General features: G+C 64.1%; 10 protein-coding genes. 8 read left to right on the top strand and 2 right to left on the bottom strand.

The features are described 5' to 3' along the window. Positions 1-134: 134 nt before the first annotated feature. Positions 135-3,248 (bottom strand): NAD(P)-binding protein, encoded by a 3,114-nt coding sequence (locus tag SR858_RS09405; protein ID WP_019922504.1) that lies wholly within the window; start codon positions 3,246-3,248, stop codon positions 135-137. Between the two features lie 152 nt (positions 3,249-3,400). Here SR858_RS09405 and SR858_RS09400 point away from each other — a divergent pair, with 152 nt between their 5' ends. After that, positions 3,401-3,955 (top strand): hypothetical protein, encoded by a 555-nt coding sequence (locus SR858_RS09400; protein WP_019922503.1) that lies wholly within the window; start codon positions 3,401-3,403, stop codon positions 3,953-3,955. Positions 3,956-3,973: 18 nt separating this feature from the next. On the opposite strand, the gene SR858_RS09395 is transcribed toward SR858_RS09400, so the two are convergent. Beyond that, positions 3,974-4,777, bottom strand: coding sequence for an AraC family transcriptional regulator (locus tag SR858_RS09395; RefSeq protein ID WP_019922502.1), 804 nt, complete (start codon positions 4,775-4,777; stop codon positions 3,974-3,976). 109 nt (positions 4,778-4,886) lie between these two features. On the opposite strand from SR858_RS09395, the gene SR858_RS09390 reads away from it, so the two are divergent. The 7 genes from SR858_RS09390 (at position 4,887) to SR858_RS09360 (ending at position 12,590) form a co-directional block, all read left to right on the top strand. Beyond that, positions 4,887-5,819 carry a DMT family transporter gene (locus SR858_RS09390; RefSeq protein WP_026637404.1) on the top strand — a complete coding sequence of 311 codons (933 nt, stop codon included), beginning with the start codon at positions 4,887-4,889 and terminating at the stop codon, positions 5,817-5,819. A gap of 132 nt (positions 5,820-5,951) precedes the next feature. Then, entirely contained in the window at positions 5,952-6,338 is a 387-nt protein-coding gene (locus tag SR858_RS09385) for a DUF1842 domain-containing protein (protein WP_019922500.1), read from the top strand. A 160-nt stretch (positions 6,339-6,498) separates the two neighbouring features. Next, positions 6,499-7,131: a response regulator gene (locus SR858_RS09380; RefSeq protein WP_019922499.1), complete on the top strand. Its 633-nt coding sequence runs from the start codon at positions 6,499-6,501 to the stop codon at positions 7,129-7,131. A 73-nt stretch (positions 7,132-7,204) separates the two neighbouring features. Continuing rightward, on the top strand, positions 7,205-8,938 hold the full coding sequence (locus tag SR858_RS09375) for a molecular chaperone HscC (RefSeq protein ID WP_040377905.1): 1,734 nt from the start codon (positions 7,205-7,207) through the stop codon (positions 8,936-8,938). Between the two features lie 7 nt (positions 8,939-8,945). Next, positions 8,946-11,144, top strand: a complete 2,199-nt coding sequence (locus tag SR858_RS09370) for a tetratricopeptide repeat protein (RefSeq protein WP_019922497.1) — start codon at positions 8,946-8,948, stop codon at positions 11,142-11,144. A 107-nt stretch (positions 11,145-11,251) separates the two neighbouring features. After that, positions 11,252-11,527, top strand: a complete 276-nt coding sequence (locus SR858_RS09365; RefSeq protein WP_019922496.1) for a hypothetical protein — start codon at positions 11,252-11,254, stop codon at positions 11,525-11,527. Positions 11,528-11,618: 91 nt separating this feature from the next. Beyond that, on the top strand, positions 11,619-12,590 hold the full coding sequence (locus tag SR858_RS09360; protein WP_019922495.1) for an MBL fold metallo-hydrolase: 972 nt from the start codon (positions 11,619-11,621) through the stop codon (positions 12,588-12,590). The last annotated feature ends 6 nt before the right edge of the window (positions 12,591-12,596 follow it).

The raw sequence follows: 12,596 nt of genomic DNA, 5'->3' as shown, positions 1-12,596 counted from the left end.
CTGCAGAACACGGGCGCATCCAGCGCCCTTTTTATGCACTGAGCACAAGTTTCGGAGCGCCAAACGAACCTTCTGAGCGAGGCCCAGCAACGAATTGCTGCAACGAAGCGCTGGAGGCTTCGTTTGACGCTCCATCACATGAAGTCGGTTTCGCCGTCGATATCAATGGGATATCCACTGATCGCACGCGACGTCTGCATCCCCGCCATCACCGCCGCCTCCACGCAACCGGCATTAAGGCCGGTCTTGATCCAGTCCCCCGTCAAAAACAGGTTGCTGAATCCCGACTGATCGGTGCGCAGCCGATATTTCGTGCTCCCCACCACCGACATCACGTAACGCTCCGACGGATCGACATTGGCGCGCCAATACTGGGCGTCGAAGCGCTGCACGCCGGTGGCGTCCGAGCCATCGACCAGCCATTGCCACGGGAACGCGCCAGCAGGGCCGGCAGCGGACCACAGTGCGGCGATCTCGTGACTGAGCTGGTTGATCGCGCCCTCCTTCGCTTGCAGCGCCATGCGCGCCGGGAAACCGGTGTCGGTGGCCGGCGGGTAGTCGCTCACGGTCAGCGCGCTGCAGAAGTACGAGACGTTGCGCGGCTCGAGTCCGGCCGGCCAGTCTTCGCGCACCAGCAATTGGTCCATCGGCGCCCAGGTGTCGTACGGCTCGGTAAAGCCGCTGAGCACCGGTTGCTGGCCCTTGGGCTGATAGCTCCAGCCCATCTGGGTCAGATCCTTGTCCAGCCACACCTGGTACGCTTGCGTCGCCACCGTTTTCACCTGCTCGGACGTAGCCAGCAGCGCCGGGCTTTGCGCCAGCAACTGCGGGCACAGCACCGGCAGCGAGCCGATCGAAATGCCGAACACCACCTGGTCGAAATCGATGCCGCGCTTGAGCGTGTGCGTGGGCAGCGGCTTGCCGAAGCGCTCCTGGTACTGCTGCGGCCAGTCGGTCCAGTGCGATTCGAGGTTGATTTCCTTGACTTGCAGCAGCTCGGCCTGGTCGGGATCGAGCTGCTCGTACAAAGGCTGGCTTGGCCAGCACGCCAGGCCCTTGACGTCCACCAGCGGGTAGTACTCCCGGCCGGCGGCCATGGCTACCTGTTCGGTCATGCGGATGCTGCCGATCTGTGACCCGTCCGGCACCAGTTCTTCGACCTTGTGGAAGAACTTGAACTTGACGCCGCGCGCCACCAGCGCCTCGTACAGCGGCGTAAACACCACGTCGCCCATGCCGGCCTGCATCTTGAACATGATGCCACCCTTGTAGCAGAGGCCAATGCGCGCCATGGCCCGCAGCAGCGTGCCAGCCTCGATATTCGGCTTGCCGAAGTCGCCGCCCTCGTAGGCGAATACCAGGTCGTAGAAGCCGCGCACCGGCGCCGAATTCACCGACAGCTCCTCGTTGCCGCCGTGCTTGCGCAGCCAGGCGCGGAAATCGATGTCGTTGATGACATCGAAGCCGTGCTTGAGCACGCCGTCGTCGAACACGCCCTTCATGACAGTAGTGCCGAGGTCGATGCAGATGAACAGGCGCCGCACATCGTCCATGATGTCGGCGCCGGCGTCACTGGCGTTGGCGCTGTCCGCGCGCGCCAGCAGCTTGCCGTAGCGGCTGTGCAGGCGCGAGCGCACGCCGGCCATCACACCGGCCAGCGCGTGGTGCTCCAGCGCGCTATGGCGGCGGGTATCGGGCGACAGGTTGGCCACCATGCCCGACAAGGCGCTGCCCAGCAATTTGAAGTCGTCGGCCAGCTCGCCCACGGTATTGGCCACGCCCTCGGCCAGGTGGTACAGCCAGTCGGGCACGATGCCGGTGTGGTGTGGATGGTCTTCCAGGTCCAGCGCCTCGGTCAGGCGGTCGAGGCTCTTGATCCATTTTTCGATCCAGCCGACCATGGCCACCGCCAGCTGCCATAAGGTGATTTCCTGGTCGCCCTCGCCCGGCACGCCCGGCAGGGTCGGGAACACGATCGACCAGTTGCGCCAGTGGCCACGCACGTCTTCCGACAGCGCCACGTAGTCGTGCTGCTTGAACGCATCCTGCCAGGTGGCCAGCGGCGCGCCGGGCGGACGGTGCAAGCTGCCATACGCTTGCTTGATCATCTTGAAGGCGTTGGTGTAGAAGCCGAACCAGATGTGCAGGCCGTGTTCCTCGATGCGCTGGCCGTACTGCGGGTTACGCCCGCTGGCGCCCTTGCCGCCCAGCCGCCAGCCCTGTTGGTACACGGTGATGTCGTAGTTGTTCTGCCAGCCCGGCTGGTCGCTCAGGTAATACGCCGCGGTCATGGCCGACACGCCGCCGCCAAGCACGGCAATCTTCTGCGGCGCGATGGTGGAGTTGTCGATCAGCTCCTCGCCCGGCTGGGCGGTGAAATCGAAGTTGAGGTTGAACGGCAGGATGGCTTCTTGCGAGCCCAGCTTGAAGCCCAGGGTCTGGTCGAGCGGGAAGCTGTCGAAGGCATGCAGCACGGCCTGGTACTCGTAGCCGAGCAGCTTGCCGCCGTGGATTTTCTCGATGGTGGCAGGCGCCGCCAGGATGGCCTGGTACACGGCCTTGATGCCGGCGCTGTCGGGGAACTGCTTGAGAAAAATCTGGTCGATGCGCGGATTGCGCAGCAGCGAGATGATGTCATCCCACCCCGCCACGTCGAGGTTGAAGAAATCGGGGATCGACAGAAACAGCGTGATGGCTTCCTCGATCAGGTCGAGCACGCTGTGCACGGGCTTTTCGACGCCGGTCTTGTGGGTCGCATTCACTTCCAGCAGCGGATGCAGCGCGATGCGGGTCTCCGGCGAAAACGGTTGAAAACCCTTGGCGGCCACTGAACAGCGCAGCGGCTCGGTGCCGGCGGTGGGGATCTCGTATTCGCACAGGTATTTCGGGTAGCCGAACAGCTCGCGGCCGTTGATCAGCGCCATGCCGTCATCGACAAAAATGTGCGCCGGATAGTAATAGATGTGGGCCAGTTCGCCCTCTTCGTCCATGGCGCCCACCATGATCCAGGTGACGATGTCGATCTCGGTGATCCAGCCCTTGGCCTGGTCCACCGCCACCGCCGAATTGGCGTGATTAACACGCGTGAACGTGGTGAGCACGTACGGGGAAATCGCCTTGAAGCGCATCCGTGCACCGGCCACGCGGTTGAGCGTGTCGTCGAGCGTGGCCTGCAGGCGGGCGCTGTCGCCCTTGATGAAAAAGCCGTACATCTCGGCGTTTTTCAATTGCAGCGGCGAGTGCATCATCGCCGAACCGCCCTGATAAATGTATGAAGGTCTGGTTGCCATAAAAGCGTAGGTTAAGGATTGAACATGATCAATAGTGTAGGACAAAACTCGGACAAATTGCCGATTAAGTTGCCGAAATAAAATTTTCGCTGCTGGTGTACGATCTGGCGATGACCCAACACGCTTCCCACAAACCCGATGGCCGCACGTCCATCCTGCTGCCCTCCGGCTTCGTCCTCAACCTGCTGGCACCGGATGCCTCCGGACTGCCGATCACCGATATCGCGCTGTGCCTGGCCTCGCAGCCGCGCTGGGGCGGCGCCGCCCGGCCCTGGTACTCGGTGGCCGAACATTCGATCATGTGCTCGCGCCTGGTAGCGCCCGAACACGCGTACGCCGCACTGCTGCACGACTGCGAGGAATTTCTCGGCGACTGGCCGTCGCCGGTCAAGGTGATGCTCGGTAGGGACTATGTAAAAGAACGCATGCACCCCGTCAAGCAGGCGCTGCGGCGCCGCTTCGGCTTCCAGGACGACGTCCCGGCAATCAAGCACGCCGACCTGGTGTGCATGGCCACCGAGCTGCGCGACCTGCTGCCGCCGGCCTGGATGGAATGGGGCCACCTGCCGCCGCCGGCCGAAGCGGTCATCGTGCCGGTGGGACCGGAGCGCGCGTATGCGTTGTTCCTGGAACGGTTCGAAGAACTGCGGCACTTGGCGACCTGAAGCGGGTCCGCAAGCGGCTCAACGCGCAGGGGCACCGGCAGTGCGCTTGCGGTATTCGTCCGGGGTTTGCCCCGTCAGGCGCCGGAACATGGTGATAAAGGCCGAGGCGCTGGCGTATCCGAGCCCCAGCGCGATGCGCTCGACGGTCTGGCCTTCGGCCAGCAAGGGCATGGCCTGGACCACGCGCAGCCGCTGCCGCCAGGCAGCCAGGGTCATACCCAGGTCGCGCTGGCAGCGTCGCATCAGGGTACGTTCGCTCACGCCCGCGTGCCGCGCAAGCGCCGCCGCGGAACGCGCATCGCCAGCATGCCGTTCCAGCAGGGTCAGCACCTTGAGCAGCGCCGGATCGGTGGACGTGGGCAGATAGCTGCCCATGCGCTCGGTGCCGGCCAGCAAATCGACCAGCACGTGCAGCAGGCGCGCCTGGTCCGGCATGGGCGGCATGGCCGGCGGATGCTGGCGCAGATGTTCAAGCATCTCGCGTATCAACGGTGTAACGCCCAGCGCGGTCACCCGGTCCGGCAAGCTCGCGCAGTGCGCAGCACCCACGTACACCGAACTGTGCCACGCCTCCTTGCGGTTCTGTCCCAGGTGTTCGACGCCGGGCGGCAGCCAGATGCCGAATTGCGGCGGCACCAGGTAGTGCCCGCCCTTGAACCGCACCTTCACCACGCCATTGACGGCATACACGAACTCGCCCCACGGATGGTGATGGGCGGGATAAATGCCATCGACCGGCATCGGTGCGCTGCGAAAGAAAATCGCCGCCGGCAGCGCCGTGGCAAAGGGGGCGACAAGCACCTGTTGCGGCTTCCTGGTCATGGGGGAATGGGTGAAGTTGACCGAAACCAGCGATGTGCTGTCGGTTTCTCACTATATCAATAAAAACCGCCCAGTTCAAAATGCCCGGACCACAACAGGAGCAACGATAATGGACCCACACAAGGCGATGGATGGACGGGCAACGATGGCCATGACCGGGCTGTGCCTGGTATGGAGCATGCAGCAGATCGGCCTGAAAGCCACCGCCGGTGACGCCAGCCCGATCCTGCAAGTGGCGCTGCGCTCCGGCCTGGCCGCCGTGCTGGTACTGGCGCTGATGCGCGTACGGCGCGAGACGATCGCATCCGCAGCGCTGCCCTGGCGCGCAGGCCTGGGCGCCGGTTTGCTGTTCGCGCTCGAATACCTGCTACTGGGCGCCGGCCTGCGTTTGACCAGCGCCGCCCACGGCGCGGTGCTGCTGTACACGGGCCCGTTGTTTGCCGCCGTGGGGCTGCATTTCCGCCTGCGCTCCGAGCGCCTGGCGCGGTTGCAGTGGCTGGGCATTGCACTGGCATTTGCCGGCATCGTGGTCACATTCCTGCGTGGCCCTGCCGCGCCCGGGCCTGCTTCGGACGTGTCCCTGGTGGGCGACGCCCTGTGCCTGCTGGCCGGTGCGGCCTGGGGCGCCACCACGGTGCTGGTGCGCTGCTCGCGGCTGGCCCAGGCGCCGGCCACCCAGACCACGGTGTTTCAGTTGCTGGTGGCGTTCGTGATGCTGACGATTGCCGCTGGCGTGCTGGGCCAGTGGCACCTCCGCCCCACCCCGCTGGTACTGGCCAACCTGGCGTTCCAGACGCTGATCGTCTCGGTGGCAAGCCTGCTGCTGTGGTTTGCGCTGCTGCGCCGCTATCTTGCCTCGCGCCTGGGCACGTTCTCGTTCCTGACGCCGATGTTCGGCGTGGCGCTGGGCGCGTGGCTGCTCGATGAGCGCGTCAGTCCCACGTTTTCGGCCGGGAGCGCATTGGTGGTTGCCGGGATCGTCCTGGTCAGTTGCCATGCCTGGCTGGGCGAGCGCATCTTACATGTAAAAAACTTCAGTTGACATGGCAAAACCTTGCGTTTGACATTCGATCGGCACGGTTTTACTGGCTCCCAGGCTGGCACGTCCTTTGCAATAACGCCGGTGTAGTACCAAACCTGGGAACTCCAACTAAACCAATCTCAAGAGGTCATCATGTCCACCGAACAAAATCCATTGGCAGGCGCTTATCTGGTCAAAGGCACGATCGGCAACGTCGGCATGCCGGGCGCGCCCATCGTCAACTTCGCCCTGGTGGTGGTGCCGTCCACCCACAGCGTAACGGGCAGCGTGCACGTCACCCAGGCCGTCCAGAACGGCAGCTATTCGGGCCAGGTCAAGGGATCGATCTACGCCACCGGTTTCGGCGACGTCACGCAAGTTGTCGGTCTGACCGGCGTGATCCATCCTGACGGCCCGTCGACGGTCGTCCTGCCATTCGAAGCCCACCTGGCCATCAACGGCGAGTGGAACGGCACCGGCGGCTTCAATTACGCCAACGTGCACGTGGAAAACGTACCGGTGGCCCGCGCAGTGCAATAAGCGCGTAGCGCGTCATAGGGAGCGGCCATCGCTCACTCTTTCGGGTGATGGCCATGGTGAATTTAACCTTTTTAACCGATTCACCATACCTTTGTATAACTATCCATAACCGCCAGCTTTGCGCAAAATGTGCTCATCCAACCACACGAGGAGCACGACCATGAATACCCTGACTTCCGCATCCATCGTTATCGCCGACGTACACCCGCTGATCCGCGCCGGCATGGCGTCGCTGATCGAAAAGCAGGATGCGTTCACCTTGCTGGGCCAGGCCGCCAGCGGCATGCAGGCGATGGAAATGTGCGACCGGCTGCAACCGGACCTGCTGCTGATGGACCTGAACATGCCCGACTGCGACGGCATCGAAGCGATCGGCCGCATCAGCGCCCGTCATCCCGGCGCCAAGATCATCATCCTCAGCGGCCACGAAGGCGAAGACGAAGCCGACCGCGGCATGCGCGCCGGCGCCAGCGCCTACATGGCCAAGAGCGCGCCGCTCGACGACTTGATGGCCTGCATCCATACCGTGCTGTCCGGTAAAAAATACATGATGCCGGAAATGGCGATCAAGCTTGCCAGCCGCATCCACGGCAACCAGCTGACCCCGCGCGAGCGCGACATCCTTGGCCACCTGGCCACCGGCATGAGCAACAAGGTCATCGCCCGCGCCGCCGGCATCGGCGTCGGCACCGTCAAGTTCCACGTCAAGAGCATCATGTCCAAGCTGAACGTTTGCACCCGCACCGAGGCAGCCATGGTGGCGGCGCGCCGGGGCCTGGTCCATTTTTCCTGATATTTTCAACCCACCAACACCGTTACAAAGTTTGCAAGTTGTGCTAGCATAACTATTTTTGCTGAGCACCAAAATGATCGTCGGGATAGATTTAGGCACCACCAACAGCTTGATCGCAGTATGGGAAAACGGCGCCGCGCGCCTGATCCCGAACAGCCTGGGAGAAACCTTGACACCGTCGTGTGTCAGTGTCGACGAGGACGGCACCATCCTCGTCGGCCGGGCTGCCCGCGAACGGCTGCAAACCCATCCTGACCGCACGGCTGCCGTATTTAAACGCTACATGGGCAGCGACCGCACGCTGCGCCTGGGCCAGCGCGATTTCCGGCCCGAGGAATTGTCGGCGCTGATCCTGCGTTCGCTGAAGGAAGACGCCGAGGCCGTACTGGGCCACCCGGTGACGGAGGCGATCATCACCGTGCCCGCCTACTTTTCCGACAGCCAGCGCAAGGCCACGCGCGCGGCCGGCCAGCTGGCCGGCCTGAAGGTGGACCGGCTGCTGAACGAGCCGACCGCTGCGGCGCTCGCTTACGGCATCCACCAGCGCGACGCCGAAACCCGCTTCCTGGTCTTCGACCTCGGTGGCGGCACGTTCGACGTGTCGGTGCTCGACCTGTTCGAGGGCGTGATGGAAGTGCGCGCCTCGGCCGGCGACAATATGCTGGGCGGCGAAGACTTCGTGCTGGCCATGGTCGATCATTTTCTGGCCCACCACAAGCTACCGGCCACGCTCAAGAACGACCCGTATTTCATGCAGCGCCTGCTGGCCTCGTGCGAGCGGGCCAAACGCGCGCTCAGCGATACAGCTGCCGCCAGCATCGAGATCTACCACGACGACACCCAATACACACTGGCGCTGGACGAAGCGGCGCTGGAACGCATCTGCACGGTGCTGCTGCGCCGCCTGCGCGATCCGATCGAACGGGCGCTGCGCGACGCCAACCTGAAAATCTCCGAACTCGACAACATCGTGCTGGCCGGCGGCGCTACCCGCATGCCCGTGGTGCGCAAGCTGGTGGCGCGCATGTTCGGCCGCTTCCCTGCCTGCGACATCAATCCGGACGAAGTGGTGGCGCTCGGTGCGGCCGTGCAGGCCGGCCTGAAAATGCGCGACGCCGCGCTGGACGAAGTGGTGATGACCGATGTCTCGCCCTATTCGCTGGGCATCGAGGTGTCGATGCAGCTCGGTGAGCGCAATTTCGCCGGCGGCCACTTCGATCCCATCATCGAGCGCAATACGCCGGTGCCGGTCAGCCGCGTCAAGCAGTACCACCCGGTGAGCGACAAGCAGAAATGGCTGGAGCTGCGCGTGTTCCAGGGCGAGGCGCGCATGACGCGCGATAACATCCTGCTCGGCAGCCTGAAAGTGAAACTGGCCGGCGGCGCCATCGCCGACAGCGGCGTCGATATTCGCTTTACCTACGACGTCAACGGCCTGCTGCAAGTGGAGGCGACCGTGACCGCCACCAGCGCGGTGCACACGCTGGTCATCGAGGGCAATCCGGGTCTGCTGTCGGAGGAAGACATCGCCAAACGTTTCGTCTCGCTGTCGGAACTTAAAATCCACCCGCGCGATCGCATCGAGCACCGCACCCTGCTGGCGCGCGCCGAACGTCTGTACCAGCTGATGCGCGGCCAGGGCCGCGAATGGTTCGGCGCCCAGATCGTGCTGTTCGAACAGGCGCTGGACAGCCAGGACAAGCGCGTGGTCGAACCGGCCCGCAAGCAGTTCGAGGCCATGCTCAACGAAATCGAGCATGACAGCTTCGTTACGCCACTAAGCATGCCACTCAACGAACCGCAATAAGGCTGTGATGGAACTGATGTTTTTGCAACGGCTGTCGCTGGCCGGGGATGCCGACGAGCGCACCATTCGCCGCGCCTATGCGCGCGAACTCAAGCTGATCGACCAGGAGCACGATGCGGCCGGCTTCCAGAGCCTGCGCGAAGCGTACGAGGCGGCGCTGTTCTGGGTGCGCAATCCCGAGTATTTCGCCGGTGATGATGATGGCGATGGCGAAGAGAAGCGCGCGCAAGTGCAGGCCGACGCGCCACCCGCCCCTGATGTCGCCGGCACCGAGGTTATCGAAGCCACCGCATTGCCAGCCGAGGTGCTGCCGGCCGGCGAAGACCCGCAAGCGCTTGGCGACGAAGTCTTCGAAGAATTCGTTGCACGCCTGCCCGCGTTGGCCGCCGCCGCAAAGGGCCCCATCGAAAGCGAAACGCCTTGGGCGCAAGCCCTGCAAACCTGCCTGGACGACCTGCGCCTGTTCGGCATCGACGCGCGCGAGCAGTTCGAGCGGCGCGTGGCAATGCTGCTGGCAGAAGGCTGGCGGCCGGGCCACGAGGCGCTGCTGGTGGCAGCCGTGGATACTTTCGGCTGGGCGGCCGACCGCCGCCGGGTGCAAAATCTGGGCTACGCCGGCATGCTGATCGACCTGGCCATCGACGAACGCGCATTGTTCGATTCGCAGCACGACGACGAAGCCGACGCCCAGCGCCGGCTGCTGCAACAACTGCGCGATCCCGCCATGCCGAGCTGGCGCGTGTTGGCGCTACAGGTGCACGCACTCGAGACCATGACGGCACGATTCCCGAACTGGTTATCCATGGTGGTGGACGTCGACACCATTAACAGCTGGCGCAAGATGGAGGAAAACATGCCCGGCTGGCAGCGCGCACTGGCACTGCTGGGCTTGAAGCGGCGCGCAACGATGAGAGATGCACGGGCTGAGGACACGTTTCGCTGGTATTGGGTATGGGTCTTGCTGGTCGTTATATTTTTTGCAGTCCGAACCCTGTCGAACACGGGGGCCGACCATCACAACGTGCCGCCAGTCATGGCTCTCGACGCAGAGGCCCTGATAAATCAGGCTGAAAACCAGTACTTCGACGGTCAGATGGAAGCGGCGATGACAAGCCTTGACCAGGCCAACGCCCTGAAGCCCGACTTTGCCGACGCCTACGCCATGCGCGCCTACCTGTGGCAGCTGGCCGGCGTAGAGAAGCCGATCGACAGCATGCTGGAAAAAGCGGCCGCGCTCAATCCCGATTCCGTACGGCTGCTGCGCCTGCGGGCCGCGATCTCGGCCAACCGCGGCAACTTCCAGGAAGCACTGCGCGATATCGACCGGCTGCTGCCCGGCGACGAGGACCTCTATTTCACGCGGATCTTGCAGGTCGAAGTCCTGCTCAATGTACAGCGGTCGCCGGAAGCGCTGGAACAACTGGAATCGATGCTCACGCATTTCAGCGACAAGCCGCGCGTGTATCACCTGATCGCCTTTATCCACAAAAAAAACGGCAACATGGAGAAGGCCATGGAGGTGCTGACGCGGGGCGTGGCCAGCGCACCCGACGCCACGATGTACCTTGACCGCGCCCTGCTGCGCCCGGCCAGCGACCGGGCCGGCAGGGAGCGCGACTTCGACTCGGCCCTTGCGCTCACCGACAATCCGATAGGAGTACTCAGTGCACGGGCATGGTGGGAGCGCGAAGCGGGCCGTCCGGACGACGCCATCGCCACCTACAAGCGAGCGATGGAGCGCCTGGACGATACCGATACCGTGATCCAGCTGCTGGCGTTGCGCAGCGTGGCCTACACCATGGCGGGCAAGCCGGACCAGGCCGCTGACGATGTGGAAAAGGCCCGTACCCGGGCCGACACGGCAATGCGGCTCAACAATCTCGCATGGATCCTGGCCACCAACAATGCAGCCCTGCCCACCGCGCTGACGCTGGCGCAAAAGGCCAATACCGACGCGCCGGACGCACCGGCCTTCCTCGACACCGAAGGCGTGATCCTGCTGCGCCTGGGCAAATTCGATCAGGCGGTCGAGCGTTTCGACCGCGCCCTGGCGCTGGCGCCGACCATGGCCGGCACCCTGTTCGTACGCGGCATCGCCAGGCAACACCTGGGCCAGCAAGCCGGTGCGGCAGCGGACCTGAAAGCGGCGCGGGCAAAACGCCCCGGCATTGACGCCGAGTACGCCGGCTACGGCATCAAACCGTAACCGGATAGTAAGCTGGCGCACCGAACTCCCCCAATGGCAGAGGTGCCATGCTCCCGTGCGCGGTACACTCGCGGGAGCATATTGCGCCTATATCACAAGGAGTCACCATGATCGACCGCCACACCGCCCACTACGTTCCCCTGGCCACCGCCCGCACCAAGGACGTCGTCAAGCACCTGCTCGCTCCCGGTGAGCGCCACAAGATCGACATCGTGCGCATCGGCGACCGCCACCAGCGCGCCGAGGTCGATGCCTGGATCGTCGCCGACGAAGACGGCCCGGTGCACTTCTTCTACCAGGACGGCGTCGGCGGCCACGACGTGCAGTTTGGTTTTGCCGACGAGGTGCGCGAAGCCATCGACGAAGCGGAAACCGAAGTCTAGGCAGGAGCCTTAGCCCCGCCTTAATGGAGGTGGCTTAATTGCGGCGGACCTTTACCATTCATCTATCCAAGATGATACGTAAAGGACCGCCATGAAAATCAATAAAACCCTGCTGCTGCCCCTGCTCGCAGCGTGCGCCCTGCTCATCGCCGTGGCCAGCCAGGCCGCCGCGCCGCTGGTCAAGACCCAGGCGCCCGGCTACTACCGCACCATGCTGGGTGAGTTCGAAATCACCGCCCTGTCCGACGGCAGCCATCCATTCCCCATCGATACGGTGATGACCCATATCGAAGCCGCGCTGATCAAGCAGGACCTGGCCAAGGCCGAACTGGCGCAGCCGGTGCAAGGTTCGATCAACGCCTTCCTGATCAACACCGGCAAGAAGCTGATCCTGGTCGATGCCGGCGCTGGCGTGCTGTATGGCGACTGCTGCAACAAGCTCTTGACCAACCTGCGCGCTGCCGGCTACCGGCCGGAGCAGGTCGACGAGGTGCTGCTCACCCACCTGCACAAGGACCACGCGGGCGGCATCATGGCGCAGGGCAGGGCCGTGTTCCCGAACGCCGTGCTGCGCCTGTCGCAGCTGGAGGCCGACTACTGGCTGTCCGCCGCCAATCAAGTCAAGGCGCCCGACTTCCTCTCGACCTTTTTTGATGCGGCCAGGGCCGCCGTGGCGCCATACCAGGCCGCCAACCACTATCAACCGTACCAACAGTTCGGCCAGCTCGACGCTGGCATCGAAGCGCTGCCGGCGCCGGGCCACACCCCGGGCCACGCCATGTACCGCGTGCAGAGCGCCGGCCAGACGCTGCTGATCTGGGGCGACATCGTGCACGTGACCGCGATCCAGCTCGAACACCCGGAGGCCACCGTCAAGTACGACAGCAGCGAAGCCGACGCTGCAGCCACCCGCGCGCGGCTGTTGCAGTCGCTAGCCAAGGACCACACCATGGTCGGCGCCGCGCATATCGCCTTCCCGGGCCTGGGCCGCATCCGCCAGGACGGCAAAACCTATGACTGGCTGCCGCTCAACTACGACGGCACGCCCGGCACCGTCAATTAATCTAGG

The sequence above is a fragment of the Duganella zoogloeoides genome, from assembly GCF_034479515.1.
In the GTDB taxonomy this organism is placed as follows: Bacteria; Pseudomonadota; Gammaproteobacteria; order Burkholderiales; family Burkholderiaceae_D; genus Rugamonas; species Rugamonas zoogloeoides.
Note: the sequence above shows the minus strand (reverse complement) of the source record. Positions and strands in the feature narration are given on the sequence as shown.